Raw genomic sequence first — 23,104 nt, 5'->3', positions numbered from 1 at the left:
GGCTTATCCCTGGCTTTTACGGTAAAAGCGCTGGTCTTCAGGCTGATACCATTCGTGAAGAGTGGAAGGTGTACGGGCATACCAGCCCAGCAGTTGCTGCACGTGCGGCGATTGCCCCAGGCAGAACGCTTCGCCCAGGGCCCTGCAGTAATCGAACTGCGGCTTGTGAAAACTGCGAGTGAAGGTCAGGGTCAGGCAGCGACGCGGGTTGTTGGTCGCGTTGACCCCGGCGGCGTGCCAGATCCGTGAGTCGAACAGGTAGATGGAGCCGGCGCGCCCCAATGCCTTGACCGCCTCGCGTTCGAATACGGCCTCATCGGGCCGTTGTGCCGAATGATGCGAGCCGGGGAGGAACAGGGTCGCGCCGTTGTCCTGGGTAAAGTCGTCCAGTAGCACCAGCGCCTGGGCCATCTGCATGGATTCGGCCGACCAGGACCGCACGTCACGGTGAACATTGCGAACGTAGGCATTGGTGGAATTGAGATTGTTCAGCCCACCGAAAGAATTGAGGATCACCGCCCCATCGAGCATGCGTTGCAACAGCTCGGTAATACCCCAGCCGGAAAAACGCTCCAGCAGCTCGATGAAATGGCTGTCATGGGTCAGCACATGGTGCGCAGTCTGCTCGGTGCGCTGGGTGATGCCGTTCTCCTGCTGAACCACGCGACAGGTTTCGATGGCGCAAGCCAAGTCGTCTCGCAACGGTTCGAGCAAGGCGTCGTCGATCAGGGACGGCAAACAAACGAAACCGTTCTGACGCAAGGATTGCCAGTAGTCGGTCATGCCTTTGGCCCCGACTCACCGGCCTGTTCAAGCCATTGGCGGTAATCCTCGCAGGTGACCCCAACCAGATAACGATCCCAGCGTCGGCCGTTGCGGTAGTACCACTTGCGCTGAACACCTTCCACGCGCCATGGGCACTTGCGCGTATAGGTGGCCAGTGAGGCTTCGTTGTACTCGATGATGGTCGTGTCGAGGCGGCTCAGGCCCAGCTCGTCGAAGGCATAGCGCATGACCGTAGCGATCGTGTCGACGCCATAGCCCTGCCCTCTCAGGTCGCTTTCGCCGATCATCATGCCATGTTCGGCCGTGCCGTTTTTCCAGTCGATGCTGACCAGGTTGGCGGTACCGATCAGGCCGTGATCGACAGTCTCGATGCCGAAGCGCTGATTCAGCCGATCGTCCTTGAGCCGCAGCAACCAATCGCGCTGAGCGTCAAGGGAGGTCGGGAAATGCCAACCGCCGAGCAATGACCAGAGCGCCTCGTCATTACTCCAGCGATGCAGCAATGGCAGGTCATCAAGCTCAAGCGCCCTCAGCAGGACTCGATTGCCACGAATACTCACGAACACCTCACAGCTTGATAAAGGGTTGAGACCAGCCGATCCATATCATTGGCGCCATAGCGCTGATCGATCGGCAACGGCAGCAGACGCTCGCTCAAGTCCCGGGCAGCCTTGCCTGCCGCCGGGTCATTCAACAGCTCACGCCAATAGGTCGGCACATAGATCCGCTGCTCGAGAAGAAAGGCGCGGACCTGGCGGGCCCGCTGCGCACTGTCGAGCAACAGTGGGTAACACAGCGCAGCCACAGGCGCGTCGGCAACGCCTGCAAAGCCATTCAGCTCACCCAGCCCCTGCCCGACCCGTTGAAAATTATCCGTGCGGCGCTGGCATAGCGCTGGGTAATCCAGGCTGGCGAGGAGCTTGCTCGTGACGGCCGACATCCCCAACAGGCCATCGTCGGCGATGGCCTGCTCCACGTCGATGAAGTCCGCATAGTGACTCTCCGGTTCACCGCCAAGACGCCCCAGCAGCGCACCCAGCCGCCCTTTGCTATCGGCTGCCACAGGCATGGGCGAGACGCTGGGGGCGTTGAGCAGCCACCCCCCGTCCGGTACGCCGACAAATTTGCGTGGCGAGTACAGGGTGGGCACCGTCAGCACCGGCGGGGAGAACAGCGCCTGGGCATTATCGATGATCAACTGCCCCGGGTACTGCTGTGCCAGGGTATGCAGAACATACCCATCCATGAGTCCGAAGTAATTGACATAAAGCAGGTAGTCACCGGAACCGAGCGACGGAGAGCCAGCCAGCTCCAACCGATGATCGACCTCATAGCGCAGCACTTCGATGCCAGCAGCGCGAGCCGCATCGATCATCACCGGGCAAATGAAATCAGGCAGGAAAAGACGCCGCACCTCAGCGCACTTGAGGAACGCTTGCAAGGCCGATCGAGCGCTGTTGAAAGCCTGGGCCCGTGGATAAAGAACGCTGCCCTTTCCCAACTCGAGTTCGAAATAGCCTCCAATTGCTTCAGCCACGCTCTACTACTCCCTGACGCGCCCAGTCGGCCACCACCGCAGGCTCGTTGAACATCAACGCATCGAGGATGGACAAGCCCGGCAGGAAATCCCGCCCTCCTTGTGGATAAGCCGGCAAGTACGGCCGCAGAAACTCCAGCATCAAACCCTCACGGCCAAAATGCTCCTGCTGGTAGAGCGCCTTGCCACCCATGGGGTTGAGGTAATGGGTGCCGCCGAGGGCCTGAACCATTTCAATGACCCGCGCCTCACCGCTGAACCGACTGTTTTCGATCAACTCGCTGGCGCGCAGGATAGGAACCTGCAACCCCAAAAGATCGCAACACGCGCGCAACAGTCGCTCATTGAGCTCGGCGATGTTTGCCGCTGCCGGTGACAGCAAGGCCTTGAGCCAGTCCAGCATCAGGCGCTGGCGAGGCGCCTTTCGGTAGGCAAAGTCGAGACGGTTCAGCAACGCGTCCAGGTCAAATAATGGCGAGACCTGCCTTTCCAGAATCAGACGGGTATGACTGCTCTTGCCAAGCGGCACGCCGAACCACTTCGCTTCCCCATCGAGCAGGTAGCGATTGCGCTCGATCCAGCCATTCTTGATGAACTGGACATTGTCGTAGATCACAAAGCAGTCGGCAGCGGCCATGAGCTGGAAGTAACCCAGGTACGGCAGGAAATAAGGCTGCATCAAGACGATGCGTTTGCTAACGGGTTGGACTGCTGGCATTGGACTCACTCAATCAGCCCGCGCGCCAAGAAGAATCTCAATGATCTCTTCCTGCTTCTCCGGCGCCAGGTCCGGAAAGATCGGTAGGCAAAGCACTTGCCGGGAAACCTCGAAAGCATTGCCCAAGCGAGTGATATCGGCACTCGGCAAGCCACGGTACATGGGGAATTCGCTGATCAGCGGATAGAAATAGCGCCGCACGAGAATGTCACGGGCGCGATAGACGTCATACAGCTCGTCGCGGCTGATGCCGAACTTTTGCTCATCGATCAGCACCGGGCAGTAGGCGTAATTCCACTCGACATCCGCCCCCGGCGCCAGCATTCGTACCCCGGGTACTTTGGCCAGGGCGCTGCGGTAACGCTCGAAAATCCGTTGGCGCGTTGCACGTGCCTTTTCGATATGACGCAGTTGCAGGACACCGAAAGCCGCCTGCACTTCATTCATCTTGCCGTTGATGCCCGGCGCCATGACCGTGGTTTCGTCGGCAAAGCCAAAGTTTTTCAAGTAGTCGATACGCTGCTTGATTTTCGCATCCGGGCAGATGATCGCGCCGCCCTCGAAGGTGTTGAAGACTTTGGTGGCATGAAAGCTGAGCACCGACAGATCGCCATGCTTGAGAACACTCATGCCACCCTGGCGGACACCGAACGCATGCGCGGCATCGTAGATGACTTTCAAGCCGTAGGTATCGGCAATGCGCTCAATCGCCTCGACCTGACAGGGAATGCCATAGCAGTGGACCGGCATGATCGCCGTGGTTGCCGGGGTAATGGCTTCTTCGATCCGGTCCGGATCAAGGTTGAAGGTGTGCGGATCGATGTCGACGAACACCGGCTTTACGCTGTTCCAAAGCAGCGAATGCGCCGTAGCCACGAAAGAATAAGGGGTTGTGATGACCTCGCCGGTAATGCGCAAGGCTTGCAACGCTGTTACCAGCGCCAGGGTGCCATTGGCGAACAGGCACAGATGCTCCACCCCCAGGTACTCGCTCAACTCTCGCTCAAGCTGCTGATGGTAGGTGCCGCCATTGGTCAGCCATTTGCTCTTCCATATCTGCTCCAGATAGGGAATGAACTCCTCCAAAGGAGGCAGTAAAGGGCTGGTGACGGGCGTAGTCTTGACCATGGATACGGCGCTCTTGTCGATTGGAAATGCCCTGAGGCATCACAGCGAGCGCTCGCCATGAAAATGACGTTTACCCGACCTTCTATAGTCAGAGCAAAAAGTCGGCCAAAAAAGCGAACGAACCTTGAGCGCGACAGCGGCAGGTTTTGCCGCCGCTATCGCGCTCCCGCATCAGGGCCGCCAGGCCTGCAGCCACTGCTGAAGGCAATCGCCACGCAGAACAAAATCGCGCATTACCGCTTCGCGCAGACCGTCCCCCATCCTGTCGCTGGCATCGCGGTCAGCCAGATGCATCCGGATCGCTTCTACCCACTCGTTTGTCGAGTTGCCAGCGATCCGGGTGGCTGGCAGATTGCCGCGATACGCCTTCGTATCACTGCAAATCACCGGATAGCCGCAGGCGCCGTATTCCAGCAAGCGCAGATTACTCTTGCAGTCGTTGAAAACGTGCTGCTCCAACGGTGCCAACGCCAGATCCAGGTTGAGACTGGCAAGCTTGCGCGGGTACAGGTCCAGCGGCACCGTCGGGTGGAACTCATGGACGTAGGGCAATAGTTGCGCAGGACACATACCGAAAAATACCCAATCCACCTCCTCGGCCAATTGCTTGACCACCTCGGCAATGAGCATCAGATCGCCGGTATGACTGGTGCCGCCACCCCAGCCGACTCTAGGCTTGCGGGTGGTTCGGCGCAGGCTCTGAAGGCCATCCCACAACTGCGGCGCGAGCATGTTCGGCACCACGCGAATATCCTGATTCATCTCGCGCATCACGTCGGCCAGTGGCTCGGTGGAGACCACCAATCGATCGCACAGGCCGACGCCCTTTTTCAAGCTTTCCCTGAGATCCTTGCTCAAGTAACGCTTGTGCTCGTTCTGCGCCGGGATGTCCAAAAGATAATCATCCAGTTCGAAAACATTGAACGCCCGCGTGCTCGCCTTGATCGTTGCCATTCCTTCGACGGGCCCGGCACTGTAACGCCCCTGAAAGATGATCACGTCGGGCGCCATGCGCTCGATTTCGAGGATCTGCGGCGTTCGGTAATGCAGGACACCTTCAACTTGCCCCTGACGTTCGAGCTCGGTCAGTGGGTTGATCAGACGATAATGCCCAACCGCCCCCTTGTTGACGGGCAAGCCGAGAACTCTCAAGACGGGACTGCTCGCGAAAGGCTGCCAGCCCAGACGGGGAGTGGCGCTCAAGCTGAAGCCCGTACCGCCTAGCGTCAGGTTGGGGTTGTAAGCCGGATCGCGGGCCAACTTCGGCGCCCATTTCGTCAGCGTCAGCTTTTCGGTGTCCGCGATCGAGTCCGGGGCGCTGACTTGAGTCGATTCATTGGCCGGCGCCGCACGCAGCAGCAACTTTGCATAGGGTGTCCAAACCGTCAGATAGCCTGCCTCATGCGCGCGAAGACAGAGGTCCACTTCGACACCGACCCCCTGCTGCAATCCTTCATCGAGCCCGCCGAGCTTATCGAACAGCGCTTTGCGAACCAGCAGACAGGCACCGCTGACAGCGCCATAGTTCTGCACGACGCTAAGCCGATGCATGTAACCGGGGCTATTGGGTTGTTCGCCTTTGAATGCCGGTCCCGCTACGCCGCCCAGACCAAAGATCAGCCCGGCATGCTCCACGGTGCCGGCCTGGTTGAACAGTTTGGCGCCCACGATACCCACTTCACTGCGCTGGCCGTGGTTCATCATCTCCGCCAGCCAACTGCCGTCGATAACGCCGCAGTCCTGGCTGAGCATCAAGAGGTACTCGCCGCGTGCCTGTCGAGCCCCGACATTGATTCGCTTGGCCAGTGTGTCATGCACCTGATCTGCCCAAACCACGCTCAATTGATCGCTTCCCAGCGCTGCGATGCCTTGCAACCAGCTCCGGCTCTGGCGGGACTCATTCGCAGCGGCGACGATCACAATCTCGTAGGCAGCGTACTGCGTGCGCTCCATTAAGCTATCGAGGCAGTTTTGCAGACGACTCAAACGCCCCTGACTGACAATGACAATCGATACAATGGGTTGTACGCCATGGGCGTAGCGAATCCGATTGACCAGGGCGAACCCGCCAGGCAACAGCTCATGAGCCAGCCCCATGCGATTGAGATGGCGCGAAACCAGCCCGGCGCTTTGGCTGCTGACGTCAGGCAGGCTCAACCATTGGGAGTAGGATTGACGGCAATGAACGAGCACCTGCGCAATATGCTCGATCGCCTGAAGCCCTTTGCACTCGACGATCCGCCACAACAAATCATGGGGGCTCAGCTCGCTCAGCCCGGGGCTGAAACCACCCAGCTCAATGAACATTTCCCGGCTGAACACCAGTGTCCGCCCGACATAGGGATAACTGCGCAGCAGGTCCAGGTTGAAGTCCGGTTTGAATACCGGATCGCGGTAGCACTCACCGTCCAGGAAATCCTCATCGCTATAGCAGGCCTGCATGTGCGGTCGCTCGGCGATACGCTCAGCCAGCAATAACAGGGCGTGCTCAACCAGACTATCGCCAGCACGCAACAGGTAGAACCAGTCGTAGCCGTCCACCTCCCCCAACAATTGATTGAGCTGCGTCGGCCAATCGGATGAAAGTGGCACATACAGCGTATTGCCGACGACTTCAGGGGCATGGCAGTTGACCGACAACACAAGCGTCGCCACCGCTGCATAACTCTGTGCGGCGAGGCTGTGCAATGTCGATTGCAACTCGCAGGCACGCTGGTCATCGATGACCACCACCACAAAACCTGCCTTTGAACTCCACTTTTCGATCCTGCCTGGCAGGGCCGCGCGCTGGGCGCTCGAGAAATCCTTGGACTCGAGCCACTGCGCATAGACTTCATCGTAAGTACGGCTGTAGGTCCCCACATACTCCATAAGGGTGTCTTGTTGAACCGCCATGAGACGAATCAACGGCAGTGGCTCGTACTCACGCTCCGATTCCTGGACCGGCATATCGAGCAGCGCTATATGCCGGATATCCAGGTTACCCGCTGAAGCGGACTTGCCCCCACGGGCCGCCAGCAGTTCACGGGCAATGCTCATCTCACGTGATTTAAGGGCCTGCCAGTCCGACAGCCTGCTGATGCGCAATGGCTCATAACGCTGTGCGCCGAGCACCTGGTTCAATAGCACCAGATTACCCTTGCGCAACAAACAGACCACCATCATGTGGTCCAATATGACCTGAAAGCTTTCGCCAGGTATCGTCAGCGCAGCAATGATGGGGACAACCTGCGCGCGCCGCAGCAACGTGTTGCTTAAACTGCCAATCAGATCCGTGTCGTTGACTTCAAACAGATTCAGTAAGTCTGAGCCATTGAGCAATGTATCAGCGAAGATAAAGCCCGCGTTTTCTACTTTGGTTGGCAACACCCGGTCCGATGAGTCCACCAGGTAGCGCTGGCTGGCGGCAACAGTGACATCGGGATAGTCGACCAGCACCTTGGCCAGCAGACTGACATTGCTATCGAACAACCAATCCTCATCATGAAGAATCTTGATGAACTCGCCACGTGACTGTTCGACACATTGCTGGAGGTTGGCGCCCAGGCCCAGGGGTAGCGCGTTGGCCAGATAGCGCACCGGCACGCTTGACTGCGCTCTGATCTGCTCGACCATCGCCCGAATCTCGCCACCCTGGCTGTCATCGCAGACCAACACCTCAAGGTTTTCATACTGCTGGCTCAACGCGCTGCGCAACGCACGGCTGAAACCGTAAGGTTGCTGGGCCGCAATAGCGATAGTGACGAGAGGCATCGGGCTCATGAAACAGGACTCGTGTGGCAGCCGTCGACGACGACCGGGGGAAAAAGACATTCAGGGTGCTGGCAGCGCCCTTTCAATCAGGCGCCACCAGCCAGTCAAAGCACGAAACTCAGAGTTTGTTGAACAGGCTGAGCTGAGAAATCTTGGCGAACGCCAGTTGCGATGCCTGCAACATGGTCTGCTGCAGGGTCAGGGCAATCGAAGCGGTCGCCATGTCGGTGTCGCCAATGGCCGACTGAGTGCTCTTGTTGGCGAGCGCCAGGCTGGTGTTCTCCGCTTTCTGGATATCCAGCATATTGCCGCGGCCACCGATCGAGCCACGGGTAACGTCGACACGCTCACTGGCGCTGGTGATGTTGCCCAGCGCCTCGTCCAGGGAATTCTGCAGTTTGAGCTGAGCCTGGCGATCGCCTGTTACCGGCGTGTTCAGCGCGGTACGCAGATTGCTCAAGGTGTCGAGCACATTCCGGGTCTTGTGGCTGTTGACCTGAACCACGTACTGGTCGCCCGATGCCGGCGCACCGCTGATGTCGAACGTCACACCGGCAGCAGTGATCGAACTGCCGCTCATGGTGCCGTTGGCAATGGCCTTGCTGTCAGCCGTCACGGGCTGGGCATAAACGGCATAGTCGGTAGCGCTGGTGAACTTGATCACTGCCCCGGTACTGGGGAAGGTGCTGGCATAGTCGCCGCTGTTGCTGATACTCGATCCGGTGATTTGAGCAGTCGATGCGTTGGCCGCTGCACGACTGGCATTGAGGTTGTCCGGTTTGCTGTCCAGGGTGAAGACATGCCCGGCGATTACCGCATCGGGGTTGGTGTCGGTCGGCTGCAGGGTGATGTCCAGGTCAAAACTCACACCACGCAGGTTGATTTCCGACCCCCCTTCCTTGTTGGGATCGAACGTGCCGTTGTTGGCGGTTTCAGCGGTGATGTCGTTGCCCGCGCCATCGGTGATGGTGTACTGCGTACTGCTGACGAAGGTCAGCGTGTAGGGCTGCCCGGCAGTATAGGCCTTGCTGTAACTGCCTTGGGAGTTCATATGCCCGGCCGAGACGGTCACCCGGCCATCGTCCGTGGCTGGCAAGGTCAGGGCCGAACGGGTGCGAGCGGTATTCACCGCCTGCTCGAATGCACTGAAACCCGTGTCGTTGGTCGCTACGCTCAAGGTATCGGAGATCTGCAGGCTGAGCTGGGTCTGATCGCCTTGATAGGTATAAGTGCCATCACCGTTGCGCACATACGGTGGGGTGGTGGTTTTCGAGCCAGAGAAAATGTACTGGCCGTTGGCATCACGACTGTTGAGCAGGCTGAAGACGTTCGCTTCGATTTCGCCGATCTCGCTGGCGATGGAGGCCCGGTCGACATCACTCAGCGAACCGCTGCCAGCCCCGATCGTCAGCTCGCGCGCACGCTGCAGCGCCGTGGTGATGCTATCGAGCACGCTTTCGGACTGGTTCAGCGAGTTGGTCACGGTCGTCATGTTGCCACTGTACTGGGTCAGCAATGAGCTCTGCTGCTGCAACTGCAGCAGCCGGGCCGCACCGATCGGATCGTCGGAGGCGGTCTGGATTCGCGCACCCGAGACGATCTGCTCGTGGATCCTGGAGGTATCGGCAAAACTCTTCGAGTAGTTGGCCGCGCTGGTCTCGAAGTACTGAGAAGTGGAAATACGCATGGTCGACTAATCCTTAGAGGGCGTTCATCAGGGTGCTGAAAGCTTCTTGCGCAGTTTTGATGATTTGCGAAGACGCGGTGTAGTACTGCTGAAACTTGACCAGCGCAGCCGCTTCGTCGTCCAGGTTGACCCCGGATACCGAGTCGCGGTTGGCCTTGGCCTGGGTCACCACCGCGCTGGTCGCTTTCACGTCGACAGCGGCTTTGGCCGTCTTGGCGCCGACCGTCTCCACCAACGAGGCATAGGCACCGGTCAAACTGGTGCCGGCATTACCATTGCTGACCCCGACCGTGGCCGCCGTCTGCAGTTTCAGCAGCTCCTGGGCGTTGCGGTTGTCCGACTTGCCAGCGGTGTTGAAGGCGATGGTATAGCTATCGGTACTGTCCGGCGTTCCACCGATGGTCGTCTCGAAGGCGAAGGTCTTCTGCACGCCACCGGCGTCGTTGATCGGGTTGCCGCTGGCATCGACCATCGGCACATTGATGCTCAGCTTGTTGTCCTGGCCGGGCACGATGGTGCCAGTGCCAATGGGGTTACCCTTGGCGTTGTAGAGGGTATAGCCCTGCGAGCCGCCACTGGCAGCCCCAAAGACCAGCTTGACCGGTGTCGAATTCTCCACGGCACCCTGCAGCTCGGCCAACGCGGCACTGTCGTAGATATCGAGTTTGCTGGTCAGGTTCGGCTGGGTGATAGTCGATGTGCCGGTGTTGCTGCCGGTCGCCGTGGCGGTCAGTGGCCCGGCCAGGCCAAGCTTGTTGCCATCGGTAAGATTGGAGGTGATGGCGCCGGCACCGGCACGGCTCGGAATCACCTTGAAGCTGTCGCCTGCGCTCAGGCCGCCGCCATTGAGCGACAAGGTAAAGCCATCGATTTCCGGCGCCGGGTTATCGCCAAGATCGAAGCTGCCCATGGCGCTGCCATCGGAACGGGTAACGGTGTAACCCGTGGCGCTGGTGAACTTGACCTGATAGTCGTGGGTGCTCAGCTTGCTGGAATCGCCGATGGTCACGTTCAGGTTGCCGGAGCCTGCACTGTTGCCGCTTGCAGCCAGGCTGCGCTGGGTGATCGCGGTGGCGCTATTAATACTGGAAAACAACAAGGAGCCGAACTCGCCGTTGGCATCGACACCCTGCCCCAGCTGTTGGTTGATGGCATCGGAGACCACCATCGCCACCCTGCCAAGCTCATTCATCCCCGGATTGAGGATGTCGTTGCGGTAGCGCAACAGGCCACCGATTTCGCCACCGGTCACCACCGAAGTGACATCGGAGCTGAACCCCTGATAGTTGATGGTCAGCCCATACTGACTCTTGTCCGCGGCACTCGGTGCGGCCGTCAACGTGTTGGCGTTGACGCCGGTAACCAGCGCCTGGCCGCTGCCCAGGTACACGTCGTACATGCCATCGCGTTCCTGCACGGTGGCGCCAACCAATTCGTTCAACGAGCGGACGGCTTCGTTACGGGCATCGAGCAGGCTGTTAGGCGTCGAGCCACTGGCCGACATGGCAGATATCTGCTGGTTGAGCGAGGCAATCGACGACGACAGTTTGTTGACCTGACCGGTCAGCGTCGACAGTTGGGTATTGATGCTCTCGTTCTGCTGCGCCATCTGCGACGAGATCGCATTGAAGCGGCCGGTCAGGGTCTGCGCCTGGGTCAACAGCAACTGGCGAGTGGCACTATCGGCTGGCGCTGCCGAAGCGCTTTGCAAGGCAGAGAAAAAACTGGTCAATACCGAGCTGATGCCCGTGCTGTTGTCCGACAACAGCTTGTCGATGCCACTGGCCTGGGCCTGGTACGCCGTCGCATCGGCGTTCAGCGCGGTGCTGGTGCGCAGCTGGTTGTCCATGTAGTCGTTATAGATCCGGCGCACATCGGAAAGGGTCGTGCCGGTCCCGATGTACCCCACGCCGATATTGTGAAGAGGGCTGGCCGTGGTAACGGTTTGCTGGCGCGAATAACCAGAGGTCGAAACGTTGGTAATGTTGTTACTGGTGACAGACAGAGCCGTCTGACTGGCATTCAGCCCACTCAGCCCGATCGAGATCAGATTCGACATGGTTCAACCCTTATAGATTCGTGGAACTGCCTGCCATGGCGTAGTTCTGATAAGACTTCATCTGCTTGGCGATTTGCGTGATCTTGCTGGCGTAGTCCGGGTCGGTGGCATAGCCGGCCTTTTGCAGCTCGCGCACAAACTGTTCCGGGTTATCGGCCGACTTCAGCACACCTTGATAGCGATCGTTGTTCTGCAGCAGGCTGACCAGGTCGTGGAAACTGTCCTGGTAGGAGTCGTAGGAACGGAACTCGGCCGTCTCGCGAACCATCTGCCCATTGCGGAATTCGCTGGTGATTGCCCGCGCCTGGTCGCCCTGCCAGTTACCGGTGGCCTTGATGCCGAACAGGTTGTGGCTACTGCTGCCATCGCCCTGGCGCATGACCGATTTGCCCCAGCCGGTTTCCAGCGCGGCCTGGGCCACCAGCACGGTGGGGTCGACGCCGATGCGCGCGGCGGCCTCCTTGGCCATTGGCAGCATAGTGGCGACAAACTCGTCAGCCGAACTGAAGGCTTTTTTGCCCGGCGCCAACGGTGGCTGGACAATGCTGCGCCCCAGGATCCGCATCTCCGTGTTCGGCGCGGCATAGGCCCGGGCCGGTTCCCAACTGCCCCTGACCACTTCGCTTTTGCTGATGCCGGAGGTGTCGATGCTCTTGTTCGCGCCTGCCGTGGCATCGGCCGACGCCGACGGCACGATACCGGCCAGGAGTCGGTCGGTGAGCTTGCCCGGCAGCGCCAGGCGCCGCTGATTGAGCAGCGCCGTGTCGTTGCGCACAGTGCTCGGCGCGCCGTCGCCGGCCTTGCTGTCGACCGCCGCGCTGCGGGTCGCCCAGAGCGGCCGCTGGACCGGCTCGGCATGGGCGAAGGGGCTGCTGGTGGGCGCCGGCGTGCGCGCCTTGCTCTTGGACAGTTGACGCATGAGCACGTCCTGCAGCCCGATACCGCCCCCCTCCTTGGACAGGCTGACCGACAGCTGCTGGTCGTACATTTGCTGATACTGCTTGGTGGTTTCGGTGTTGAGCGGGTTGTCCTTGGCCAGCACGTCGCTGGCCGAGCGCATCGACTTGAGCATCTCATTCAGGAACAGCGATTCAAATTCCTGGGCGACCTTGCGCAGGTTGCCCTCGCTGTCGCGGTCCCCGACCTTCAAGGCACTCAGGCGGTTGAGGTCGGTATAGGCGCCGCTGTCGGCGACGCTGGTAATTCCCCGCTTGGGCATGTCCATGGCGCTACCTCAAATCACGATCAGGTCGGCCTGCAAGGCGCCGGCCTGTTTCAGGGCTTCGAGAATCGCCATCAGGTCGCTCGGTGCCGCACCGACCTGGTTGACCGCCCGCACGATCTCGTCGAGGGTGGTGCCAGGGCCGAACTTGAACATTGGCTTGGCTTCCTGCTCGGCATTGACCTTCGAACGCGGCACCACAGCAGTCTCGCCGTTGGAAAACGGCCCGGGCTGACTGACGATCGGATCCTCGGTAATGGTCACGGTCAGGCTGCCATGAGTCACCGCCGCAGGCGAAACCTTCACGTTCTGACCAATGACGATGGTGCCCGTGCGCGAGTTGATGATGACCTTGGCCACGGCCTGGCCCGGATCGATTTCCAGGTTCTCCAGCACCGACAGATAATCGACCCGCTGGCTTGGGTCCAATGGCGCTGTAACCCGGACCGAACCACCGTCGATGGCCTGCGCCACGCCCGGTCCGAGCAATTCGTTGACCTTGTCGACGATACGCTTGGCGGTGGTGAAATCGGAACGGTTGAGGTTAAGGGTCAGGCTGTTGCCCTGGTTGAAACCACTGGGCACGGTACGCTCGACCGACGCACCGCCGGGAATCCGTCCTGCCGACGGAACGTTAACGGTGATCTTCGAGCCGTCGCGGCCTTCGGCATCGAAGCCACCGACCACCAGGTTGCCCTGGGCGATCGCATAGACGTTGCCGTCGATCCCCTTGAGCTGGGTCATCAGCAGGCTGCCGCCGCGCAGGCTCTTGGAGTTGCCAATGGACGAGACGGTGACGTCGACCACCTGCCCCGGCTTGGCGAACGCCGGCAGATCCGCGTGGATCGACACGGCCGCGACGTTCTTCAATTGCACGTTGCCCGAACCCGGCGGCACCTTGATGCCGAACTGCGAGAGCATGTTGTTGAAAGTCTGCAGGGTGAAAGGCGTCTGGGTAGTCTGGTCACCCGTGCCGTTGAGCCCCACGACCAGGCCGTAACCGATCAACTGGTTGCTGCGCACGCCGGAAATACTGGCGATATCCTTGAGCCGCTCGGCCTGGACCGGGAAGGCTGCGCACAGCAGCAATGCCGTGGCCAGCAGATGCTTGAAATTGAGCATGGTCATCGGAACCTAGAAAGGCCAAAGCGGGCTGAGGAAGAAGCGGTCGAACCACCCCGGTTGGCTGGCATCGGCGAAGGCACCGGTTCCGGAATAGGTGATGCGCGCATCGGCGACCCGGGTCGACGACACGGTATTGTCGGTGGTGATGTCATCGGCGCGGACCAGGCCGGCGATGCGAACCAGCTCATCACCGGTGTTGAGCGTCATCCATTTCTCGCCGCGCACGGCGAGGATGCCGTTGGGCAGCACATCGGCCACCGTCACGGTGACCGAGCCGGTCAGGGTATTGCCCTGGGCGGCCTTGCTGTCGCCCTTGGTCGCGCGGGACCCGCTGTAGCCGGCACTGAGGCTCAGGTCGCCATCACTGAATGGATTGTTGGTGGTCAGGCTCGACCCGAACAGCGAGGACAAACCAATGTCGGCCTTGCTGTCCTTGGCGACCTGGGAGCCGGCGTTCTTGCTGGCCTGGGTGCGCTCATCGAGGGTGATAGTGATGATGTCGCCGACCCGGAATGCCTTGCGGTCGCCGTACAGATTCTGTTCGAACCCGGCCTGGTAGATCGAGCCGTTGTTGGCCGCCGCCGGCAGTGGCGTGCGTGGCAACACCGGCGCGTAGTAAGGGTCGTTGGGCTTGGGCGGCGGGCTGACGCAGCCGGCCAGCAGAACACAGCCACCCAGGGCAAGAACAGAAAACAACCGACTCATGACACTGACCTCACGGTGTTGCAGGCGCCTTGCGGCTTGCTGATGAATGCGCTTACAGGTTTTGCGTAACGAACGAGAGCATCTGGTCGGCGGTGGAAATCACCTTGGAGTTCATCTCGTAGGCGCGCTGGGTCGTGATCATGTTGACCAGCTCTTCAACGGTACTGACGTTGGAGTTTTCCAGGGTGTTCTGCTGCGTGGTGCCAAAACCGTTCAGGCCCGGGGTACCGACTTGCGGCGCGCCACTGGCGGCGGTTTCCAGGAACAGGTTGCTGCCTGCCGCTTGCAGACCGGCCGGGTTGATGAAGTCGGCGGTTTGCAGGTTACCGATCACCTGGGCGGCGGGGTTGCCGGCCGTGGTCACCGAGACGGTGCCGTCCTGGCCGACGGTGAAGGTCTGCGCATCGGCAGGCACGACGATTGCGGGCTCCAGGGCCATGCCGCTGGCGGTGACGATCTGGCCGTCGGAGTTCAGGTGGAAGGTACCGTCACGGGTATAGGAAACGGTGCCATCGGGTTGCAGGATCTGAAAGAACCCACGGCCGTTGATCGCCATATCCAGGGGCTGGTCGGTGGTTTGCAGGCTACCGGCGCTGAAGTTCTTCTGAGTGCCGACAATCCGCACACCGGTACCCAGTTGCAGGCCCGAAGGCAGCTCGCTGTCCTGGGTCGATTGCGCGCCCGGCTGGCGACGCACCTGATACAACAAGTCCTGGAACTCGGCGCGGTCACGCTTGAAGCCGGTGGTGGACACGTTGGCCAGGTTGTTGGAAATGGTGGTCAGGTTCATGTCCTGAGCGGACAGGCCTGTCTTGCTGACCCAAAGAGCCGGAAGCATTCTGTTCTCCTCGCACGCCTGTTTTACGGCGCCACGTCATGTTTGGTTAGCTGATTTGCAAAACCCGAGCCATGGCTTCATCGCCTTCTTTGGCCGTGGTCATCATCTTGATATGCAGTTCGAACTGACGCGACAGCGCCAACACCGAGGTCATTTCCTCGACGGCGTTGACGTTGCTCGCCTCGAGAAAGCCGGAGACGACCTGGACGTTGGCATCGACCTCGGCGGGCTTGCCGTCCTTGGTGTGGATCATGCCGTCGGTGCCCTTGGTCATGTTCTTGAGGTCGGGGTTGACCAGCTTGATGCGGTCGACCTCGGCCATCACCCGCGGCCCCTCGCCCATGGCGCGGATGCTGATGGTGCCGTCCTGACCGACTTCGATCTTCTGCTCCGGCGGCACCGCGATCGGCCCGCCGTTGCCCATCACCGGCATGCCGTTGCCGGCGCGCAACACGCCCAGCGCATCGACATTCAGGCTGGCGGTACGCATATAGGCTTCGCCGCCATCAGGGGTCTGCACGGCAATCCAGCCATCACCGCCGACAGCCACATCCAGATCGCGCCCGGTTTCCTGTAGCGCGCCCGGGGTGAAATCGGTCGCCGGCCGCTCAGCCATGGCATAGGCACGCGCCGGAAAGCTGTCACCAAACACCGGCATCGATCGCGCCTGCTCCAGGTCACGTTGAAAACCACTGGTGGAAATGTTCGCCAGATTGTTGGCGTGCGCCTTCTGTGCCAGCGCATTCTGGCTGGCACCGGTCATTGCCACGTAAAGCATCTTGTCCACAACGCACTCCTCTCACGAACCCGCGATCGCTTCGACGTATGCAAAAGCAATTTTTGAACCAACTTCGCGGAACGACTCGAAAGCCCAATAAAACAAGGCCTTACAGCCAATTACGGATACGGCAGGCGGAATGTATCGAGTCGGAAATACGGCGGTGAATTGCCGCTACCGGCAAGGCCTGCCGTCAGCGCCGACACCCGGCGTTGTTATAAGGCCCGGAAAACCTCACCCAGCCCTCCCCGAGGTTTGTCTGCGTGCAGAAATAGCGCCCTGTCGCCAGACTCTGCCATTGAAACCAGGGCGCTGGCGCAGCCTGAAACTGCGCGGGGAAAAGTAGCAGGACGATGAGCACTGCCTTGCCCAGGGAGCCGTGAGAACGCTTCAACGAGTCACGCATTTCAGTTCCTGAATCCATAACCTGTCACTTATAAAAAAGCCCCTGCTGGCAGGGGCTTCATGGCTATATGGCTACCCGTCAGGTCATCTGAATGATGGTCTGCATAATGGTGCTTTCGGTGGAGATGGTCTTGGCGTTTGCCTGGTAGTTGCTCTGCGCCTTGATCAGGTTGACCAGTTCACTGGTCAGATCGACGTTCGAATCTTCCAGCGCACCGGAGGCGATCGCCCCCAGGGTGCCGGTATCCGGCTCGCCGATGATCGGCACGCCCGACGCATAGGACTCCGTCCAGCCGGTACCCCCCACCGGAGTCAGGCCCTGGGGGTTGGCGAAATTCGCCATGGCGACCTGGCCAATGACCTTGTCCTGGCCATTGGTGAACCTGGCGAACAGGTTGCCGCTGGTGTCGACGACCAGACCGGCCAACTCACCTGTCGCATAACCATCCTGGCTCTTGGCAGTGGTGGCTGAAGCTGCGTTGTTCTGAGTAGTCGAGAGCATATCCAGGCCAATGCCACCCGCCTTGGCGGCGGCACCGTTGGCGGCCCAGGTACCATTGGGCTGTTTCGCCGCGGGTAGCCAGCCGGCAAGGCTGAAGGTCTTGTCGGCGTTGATGGTCAGGCCACCGGCCACTGCGCCGGCCGTCATGCTGGCAGTGTCCAGCGTGCCGTCGGACTTGAACGGCAGCTTGTTGCTGAGGGGGGTGGTCAACGTCGGATCGGCCGGGTTGCGACCGTCGATGGTGGTGTACATGGTCCAGGAGTTGGCGACTGCATCCTTGACGAAATACTGGTTCATCTGGTGGGCATTGCCCTGGCTGTCGTAGACGTCGGTATTGAAGGTGTAATTGTAACTCGCGACGTTGGTGGCATCGAAGGGCGTGATGGTAGGCGTGGTCGCCGTGGAGTTGAGGTTCACCGTCTCTTTGATCTGCCCGGTAGGGCTTGGCGACAGGTTCGTGGTGTCGATCTGTAGATTGGTCAACACGCCATTCATCAATTTGCCGTTGGCATCGACGGCATAACCCTGCAGGTTGCTGCCGCTGGAATTGACTACATAACCTTGCTTGTCGCTATAGAAGGCACCGGAACGGGTATAGATCTTCGAGCCATTGTCGCTGAGCACGAAGAAGCCATTGCCGTTGATTGCCAGGTCCAGGCTCTGGCCGGTGGAGCTGATGTTGCCCTGGGTGAACAATTGGGACACCGCCGCGGTAGTTACGCCGCTTCCGACAACCGTCTTGCCGGAGGTACCACGGATCGACGCCGCATACTGGTCGGCGAACTCGGCACGCGAGGACTTGAAGCCGGAGGTGGCCACGTTGGCGATGTTGTTGCCGGTAACGTTCAGCGCTTTGTTGGCCGCATAGAGCCCGCTGAGGCCGATATTGAAAGACATGTTCTCACTCCCGCCGCGTTAGCCGGCTCTAGATTCCAATCGACTGAATTTTCGACAGGGCGACGCTGCCCAGCCCTGCCAGGTTCAAGCTCATCTCACCGCCGTTTGTGCCCATGGTCACGCTGTTGACAGTAGCCGGCAGGTTGGTGGTCATGGCCGTGGCGACGCCATTGATGGTGGCGGTGGCCTTGAAGGTGTACTTGCCCGCCGCTGCCAATTCGCCGTCGCCATTCTTGCCGTCCCAGGTAAAGCTCGCGGCGCCTGCGGCCTGGGTACCCAGATCGAGGGTACGCACCAGCGCGCCCTTGCTGTCATACACACCGACCGAGGTCGCTGTGCTCGACGAGCTCAGGTTGACCGAGCCGGTCATGCCCTTGCTGGTGTCGACCTCCGTTGTGTCGGATTGCACGATGACGCTGCGCCCTACCAGCGACGAAGCCTGCAGCGCCTGGGAAGACTGGAAGGAGCTGACAATGGTGTTCACCGAGCTGTTAAGCGACTGCATGCTCTCCAGGCTGCTGAACTGCGCCAGTTGCGCCACGAACTCGCCGTTGTCCTGCGGGTCGAGTGGGTTCTGGTTCTGCATCTGGGTGACCAGCAATTGCAGGAAAGCATCCTTGCCCAGGGCACTGCCGGCGGTGCCGGTATTGGCGTTGGTGGTGTCGGTCTTCTTTTGCAGCGATGTCAGTACCGAATTACTGACACTGTTGCTGGTATCTGTCGTGCTCATCGCGCCTGGCCCCTTATCACTGACCCAGGGTCAGGACTTTCTGCATCATGGTTTTCGCGGTGTTCATCAATTCCGCGTTGGTCTGGAAGGAGCGGCTGGCCGAGATCATGTCGGCCATTTCCTCAACCACGTTGACGTTGGGGTAATAGACGTAGCCGTCCTTGTTGGCGGCGGGGTGATTGGGCTCGTAACGCGCTTCGAGATTGCTCTGGTCCTCGACCACACCCAAGACCTGCACACCCTGCCCTGCCGCATCCTGATCCTCGAACAGCGACGCGCTGCCGCCGGCTTGTGCCTGCTGGAAGGTGGTGGCGAACACCGGGTGACGAGCACGGTAGGTCTGATCGATGCTCGAAGAGACGGTCTCGGCGTTGGCGATGTTACTGGCGACGGTGTTCAGGCGAGTGGTCTGGGCACTCATGCCGCTACCGGCAATATTGAAAACACTGGCTAGAGACATGAACTACTCTCCGCGCAGGGCCGATACCAGCCCTTTGAATTTACTGTTGAGCAGCGTGAAGCTGGCCTGGAAGCCGACTGCGTTTTCGGCGTAGCTGGACTGTTCCAACTGAGCATCGACGGTGTTCTGGTCGATCGATGGCTGCATCGGCGTGCGGTATTGCAGTGACGCATCCGCCATGTTCAAGCCCCGAGCATCGATATGTCGCGAGTTGGTCCGCTCCAGCGAGAAGGTGCCGTTCTTGACCTTGTCGTTCTGCGATGCCAGCACCGTGGCGAAATCGAGATCGCGCGCCTTGTAGTTCGGGGTGTCGGCGTTGGCGATGTTATTGGCCAGCACTTCGGCGCGTTGGGCGCGAAAGCCCAGTGCCTGTTCGTGGATGCCGAGCGCTTTGTCGAAGCTGATGCTCATGTCGGGAAACCTTAAAGGGCTGACCTGATGGTTCGTTGACGAAGATTTAGCAAGCCTCGTGCCAAGCGAGCAAAGTCCTTTAATTCAAGGGTTTCCAGACAGGCAGGCAAGCGGCAATGCCAGAAAAGCGGCAAGGCATTTCCGCTGCGTGCCAGTAAAGCGGCAAGTGCACTGCCGTTTTTTTGCCAGTTTCTGCAGCGCGAAAAAAAAGGAGGCCGCTGGCCTCCTCAGTTCTTCACAGGTTTTACTTTGCCTGATAAATGATCCCCGGACTGCACTGAACCATCTGGTAATGATCCGGCAAACCGTTGAGCGCCTCTGACGCCCCCAGGAACAGATAGCCGCCCGGCTTGAGCGTGCCATGGATACGCATCAGGATGTCCTTCTTCACTTGCGCCGAAAAGTAGATCAGCACGTTGCGACAGAACACGATGTCGAACTTGCCCAACACCGCGTAGCTGTCGAGCAGGTTGAACGAACGGAACTCGACCCGGCTTCGGATCGGCGACTTCACTGCCCAGCGCCCCGGCCCCTTGGGATCGAAGTAACGCTGCAAGCGCTCCTGGGACAACCCGCGGGCAATCGCCAGGCTGTCGTACTCACCCGTCTTGCAGTTGGTCAGCATGCTGCCCGACAGGTCAGTGGCGACAATCTGGGCGCCCAGTTTCAACTGGCCGAGATTGCTGCGCTCGAATTCATCGATCGCCATGGAGATCGAATACGGCTCCTGCCCCGACGAACAGGCCGCCGACCAGATGCGCAGGCGCTGACCGGGGTTGGCCTTGATCTGCTCGGGCAAGACCTTGTTCTTGAGCACCTCGAAGGGATAGGTATCGCGAAACCAGAGCGTCTCGTTGGTGGTCATGGCATCGACCACCATTTCGCGCAGACCACTGCGCGGCTGCGTCTGAATCCGCTGCACCAGATCACCCAGTGACTTGATGCCCTGCTGCTCCATCAGCTTGTTGAGACGGCTGGAGACCAGGTACTGCTTATTCTCGCCCAGCAAGATGCCACAGGCTTTTTCCAGGAAGACCCGGAACTGTTCGAAATCCAAATTACCCGTAGACAAAGATGCCGCCTCTTAAATCATCAGTACCGCCAGGGGCCGCGCCCCTGGCCGTTATTGCGTTGCCTTGATCCGGTCAATCACCCGGGATGCCAGGTCGTCGGGTTTGAACTTGGCCAGAAAGTCATCGGCCCCAACCTTTTTGACCATCGCCTGGTTGAATACACCCGACAACGAAGTATGCAGGGTGATGTGCAGTTTCTGCATGCGTGGGTCGTTGCGGATTTCGGCCGTGAGGGTATAGCCGTCCATTTCCGGCATCTCGATGTCGGAAATCATCATCAGGAACTCTTCATCCGGCCGCTTGCCCTCCTCCACCAGCTTGCGCAGGTACTCCAGGGCCTGACGCCCGTCGTTCAAGGCCACGACCTCGACGCCGACCGCCTGCAGGCAACGGCTCACCTGCTTGCGCGCCACCGAGGAGTCATCCACCGTCAGCACCCGCAGGGAAGTCGCCTTGTGCTGGATCTGGGGGTCGATCACACCCACCGAAATGGCTTCGGAGGTCGGCGCCACCTCGGCGAGAATTTTCTCCACGTCGATGATTTCAACCAACTGGTTATCGATTCGCGTCACCGCCGTCAGGTAATGATCGCGCCCCGTCCCCTTGGGTGGCGGATGAATCTCTTCCCAGTTCATGTTGACGATGCGCTCGACCGAATGCACCAGGAACCCCTGAATCTTGGTGTTGTACTCCGTGATGATCACGAAGGTGTCCTTGATATCCAATCGACCGGGCAACCCGGTCGCCATCGCCAGATCGAGGATCGGGATGGTCGCCCCACGAATACTCGCGACACCGCGCACTACCGGGCTGGATCTGGGCAGCAGGGTCAGCTTGGGGCATTGCAGCACCTCGCGAACCTTGAACACATTAATCCCGTACAACTGCTGCCCATTGAGCCGAAACAGCAGAAGTTCAAGGCGATTCTGCCCTACCAGTTGAGTGCGCTGGTTCACCGAATCCATTACACCAGCCATGTCAGACTCCTTAGGGCGTGTCATCAATCGGCACGGGCCTTGCTTTTTCAAATCTTATGAACACCAAAACGACATTTTTTCGACGCCTGACACGCAGCTTGTTCTGTGTCCTGACCGCGACCTGCCTGATGCTCTCTGGCAATCGGCTGCTGGCGGACTCCGTTACCTTGCCCGAACAGCTTATCGGTGTCACTCAAGGGTTTCTTGAATTCACCGTCGAAGATTTTTTGGCGACCAGCCAAACCGAAGGGCGCTATGAGATCCAGGTCAATCAGCTCGACCCGCGCCTGCGCATGCCGCACTGCGACAAGGAATTGACAGCAAGCCTGGAAAGTCCGGCGCAGCCGCTGGGCCGGGTTACAGTGCGGGTTCGTTGCGATGGCACGGCCCCCTGGACGGTATTCGTGCCCGCGCAGGTACGCCTGTTTCGCGAGGTGGTCACCACCACCCGGCCGCTCAAGCGCGAAAGCGTCCTGGGCGAGCAGGACATCACCCTGCGCGAACGGGATGTCGGCCTGCTAAGCCAGGGTTACCTGACATCCCTGGACCAGGCACTCGGACAGAAGCTGGTCCGCGCAACGGTCATCGACCAGGTCCTGACACCCACCCATATGGAACAGGCCGAGGTGATTCGCAAGGGCGACCAGGTCGTCATTACTGCCCGCAGCGGCACGCTGAGCGTGCGCATGCCGGGCGAAGCCCTGTCCAAGGGCGGCGTCAGCGAGCAGATCCGGGTGCGCAACCTGAACTCCAGGCGCGTGGTCAAGGCGCGGGTCACAGGCCCGGGGCAAGTGGAAGTCGCCATGTAGAGCAAACGACTGCTGGCGGCAGGGAACCGCTTTTCCTACACTGTGTCTGATCGAGGTCCACGGCCTTGGCGTGAAGCCCTGCTTGATTTGCGCCTAAAGTTTTTTTGGGTTTGGCCGAAAACAAGGCAAGCGTCCAAATTCCCAGAGGTTTTTTCCATCATGGTTATCGACATCAGTCGTCTGAATAACGCCCCTGCGGTGACGAGTAGTACTCGCACCGGCGGCACCCAGGAAGCAGCAGCCAGCCAGCCTGCTGCAGCGCCCAAGGCTGCCGACAGCAGTATCAGCGGGGAGTCGGTGCACTTGAGTCAAGAGGCACAACAGTTGCAGAAGGTCACTGACAAGCTGCGCGAGCAACCGGCTGTCGACAAGGCGCGAGTCGCCGAGTTGAAAGCCGCGATCGCCGACGGCAGCTATAAAGTCGACAGCAACCGTGTCGCCAGCAAACTGCTTAACTTCGAAGCCCAGCGCTAGGCCTTCGCCTGCGCGACCTTCTGGACGCTG

At 60.0% G+C, this 23,104-nt stretch carries 21 protein-coding genes; 2 read left to right on the top strand and 19 right to left on the bottom strand.

Annotation, left to right across the window (positions count from 1 at the left end; translation table 11 throughout):
* Window positions 1–3: 3 nt before the first annotated feature.
* The 19 genes from NVV94_RS07635 to NVV94_RS07545 all read right to left on the bottom strand — a co-directional run bounded on the left by NVV94_RS07635 (window position 4) and on the right by NVV94_RS07545 (window position 21,791).
* Window positions 4–783 carry a phytanoyl-CoA dioxygenase family protein gene (locus tag NVV94_RS07635; protein ID WP_258446601.1) on the bottom strand — a complete coding sequence of 260 codons (780 nt, stop codon included), beginning with the start codon at window positions 781–783 and terminating at the stop codon, window positions 4–6.
* Window positions 780–1,346, bottom strand: coding sequence for a GNAT family N-acetyltransferase (locus tag NVV94_RS07630; protein WP_258446600.1), 567 nt, complete (start codon window positions 1,344–1,346; stop codon window positions 780–782). The genes NVV94_RS07635 and NVV94_RS07630 overlap by 4 nt, the downstream gene beginning before the upstream one ends.
* On the bottom strand, window positions 1,343–2,323 hold the full coding sequence (locus NVV94_RS07625) for a hypothetical protein (RefSeq protein ID WP_258446599.1): 981 nt from the start codon (window positions 2,321–2,323) through the stop codon (window positions 1,343–1,345). Before NVV94_RS07625 ends, NVV94_RS07630 begins: the two co-directional genes overlap by 4 nt.
* Window positions 2,316–3,041, bottom strand: a complete 726-nt coding sequence (locus tag NVV94_RS07620) for a WbqC family protein (protein WP_258446598.1) — start codon at window positions 3,039–3,041, stop codon at window positions 2,316–2,318. The genes NVV94_RS07625 and NVV94_RS07620 overlap by 8 nt, the downstream gene beginning before the upstream one ends.
* 9 nt (window positions 3,042–3,050) lie before the next feature.
* Window positions 3,051–4,169: a dTDP-4-amino-4,6-dideoxy-D-glucose aminotransferase VioA gene (gene vioA / locus NVV94_RS07615; protein WP_258446597.1), complete on the bottom strand. Its 1,119-nt coding sequence runs from the start codon at window positions 4,167–4,169 to the stop codon at window positions 3,051–3,053.
* Window positions 4,170–4,340: 171 nt separating this feature from the next.
* On the bottom strand, window positions 4,341–7,931 hold the full coding sequence (locus tag NVV94_RS07610) for a glycosyltransferase (RefSeq protein WP_258446596.1): 3,591 nt from the start codon (window positions 7,929–7,931) through the stop codon (window positions 4,341–4,343).
* A 109-nt stretch (window positions 7,932–8,040) separates the two neighbouring features.
* Window positions 8,041–9,609: a flagellar hook-associated protein 3 gene (locus tag NVV94_RS07605; RefSeq protein ID WP_258446595.1), complete on the bottom strand. Its 1,569-nt coding sequence runs from the start codon at window positions 9,607–9,609 to the stop codon at window positions 8,041–8,043.
* A gap of 13 nt (window positions 9,610–9,622) precedes the next feature.
* On the bottom strand, window positions 9,623–11,668 hold the full coding sequence (flgK, locus tag NVV94_RS07600) for a flagellar hook-associated protein FlgK (protein WP_258446594.1): 2,046 nt from the start codon (window positions 11,666–11,668) through the stop codon (window positions 9,623–9,625).
* A 10-nt stretch (window positions 11,669–11,678) separates the two neighbouring features.
* The gene (gene flgJ, locus NVV94_RS07595) at window positions 11,679–12,893 is read right to left on the bottom strand and encodes a flagellar assembly peptidoglycan hydrolase FlgJ (protein WP_258446593.1); all 1,215 of its coding nucleotides are present in this window, start codon (window positions 12,891–12,893) and stop codon (window positions 11,679–11,681) included.
* A gap of 9 nt (window positions 12,894–12,902) precedes the next feature.
* Window positions 12,903–14,012, bottom strand: a complete 1,110-nt coding sequence (locus NVV94_RS07590; RefSeq protein ID WP_258446592.1) for a flagellar basal body P-ring protein FlgI — start codon at window positions 14,010–14,012, stop codon at window positions 12,903–12,905.
* Window positions 14,013–14,024: 12 nt separating this feature from the next.
* Window positions 14,025–14,720 (bottom strand): flagellar basal body L-ring protein FlgH, encoded by a 696-nt coding sequence (gene flgH / locus NVV94_RS07585; protein ID WP_258446591.1) that lies wholly within the window; start codon window positions 14,718–14,720, stop codon window positions 14,025–14,027.
* Window positions 14,721–14,772: 52 nt separating this feature from the next.
* Window positions 14,773–15,558, bottom strand: coding sequence for a flagellar basal-body rod protein FlgG (flgG, locus tag NVV94_RS07580; protein WP_258446590.1), 786 nt, complete (start codon window positions 15,556–15,558; stop codon window positions 14,773–14,775).
* A gap of 46 nt (window positions 15,559–15,604) precedes the next feature.
* Entirely contained in the window at window positions 15,605–16,345 is a 741-nt protein-coding gene (locus tag NVV94_RS07575; protein WP_258446589.1) for a flagellar basal body rod protein FlgF, read from the bottom strand.
* A gap of 475 nt (window positions 16,346–16,820) precedes the next feature.
* Window positions 16,821–18,140 carry a flagellar hook protein FlgE gene (gene flgE / locus NVV94_RS07570; protein ID WP_258446588.1) on the bottom strand — a complete coding sequence of 440 codons (1,320 nt, stop codon included), beginning with the start codon at window positions 18,138–18,140 and terminating at the stop codon, window positions 16,821–16,823.
* A 28-nt stretch (window positions 18,141–18,168) separates the two neighbouring features.
* Window positions 18,169–18,870, bottom strand: a complete 702-nt coding sequence (gene flgD, locus NVV94_RS07565) for a flagellar hook assembly protein FlgD (protein ID WP_258446587.1) — start codon at window positions 18,868–18,870, stop codon at window positions 18,169–18,171.
* Between the two features lie 16 nt (window positions 18,871–18,886).
* The gene (flgC, locus tag NVV94_RS07560) at window positions 18,887–19,330 is read right to left on the bottom strand and encodes a flagellar basal body rod protein FlgC (RefSeq protein WP_258446586.1); all 444 of its coding nucleotides are present in this window, start codon (window positions 19,328–19,330) and stop codon (window positions 18,887–18,889) included.
* A gap of 3 nt (window positions 19,331–19,333) precedes the next feature.
* Window positions 19,334–19,741 carry a flagellar basal body rod protein FlgB gene (gene flgB / locus NVV94_RS07555; protein WP_258446585.1) on the bottom strand — a complete coding sequence of 136 codons (408 nt, stop codon included), beginning with the start codon at window positions 19,739–19,741 and terminating at the stop codon, window positions 19,334–19,336.
* A gap of 244 nt (window positions 19,742–19,985) precedes the next feature.
* Window positions 19,986–20,813 carry a protein-glutamate O-methyltransferase CheR gene (cheR, locus tag NVV94_RS07550; RefSeq protein ID WP_258446584.1) on the bottom strand — a complete coding sequence of 276 codons (828 nt, stop codon included), beginning with the start codon at window positions 20,811–20,813 and terminating at the stop codon, window positions 19,986–19,988.
* Window positions 20,814–20,864: 51 nt separating this feature from the next.
* A complete protein-coding gene (locus tag NVV94_RS07545; protein WP_258446583.1) occupies window positions 20,865–21,791 on the bottom strand; it encodes a chemotaxis protein CheV in 927 nt (308 codons plus the stop codon).
* 56 nt (window positions 21,792–21,847) lie between these two features.
* Between NVV94_RS07545 and flgA the strand changes: the two genes are divergently transcribed.
* Both flgA and flgM read left to right on the top strand, forming a co-directional pair.
* The gene (flgA, locus tag NVV94_RS07540; RefSeq protein WP_258446581.1) at window positions 21,848–22,600 is read left to right on the top strand and encodes a flagellar basal body P-ring formation chaperone FlgA; all 753 of its coding nucleotides are present in this window, start codon (window positions 21,848–21,850) and stop codon (window positions 22,598–22,600) included.
* A 159-nt stretch (window positions 22,601–22,759) separates the two neighbouring features.
* Window positions 22,760–23,074, top strand: coding sequence for a flagellar biosynthesis anti-sigma factor FlgM (flgM, locus tag NVV94_RS07535; protein WP_258446580.1), 315 nt, complete (start codon window positions 22,760–22,762; stop codon window positions 23,072–23,074).
* Window positions 23,075–23,104: the final 30 nt, after the last annotated feature.

This window comes from Pseudomonas sp. LS1212 (assembly GCF_024741815.1).
Classification (GTDB): Bacteria; Pseudomonadota; Gammaproteobacteria; order Pseudomonadales; family Pseudomonadaceae; genus Aquipseudomonas.
This window is presented reverse-complemented; position numbering and strand designations above follow the sequence as displayed.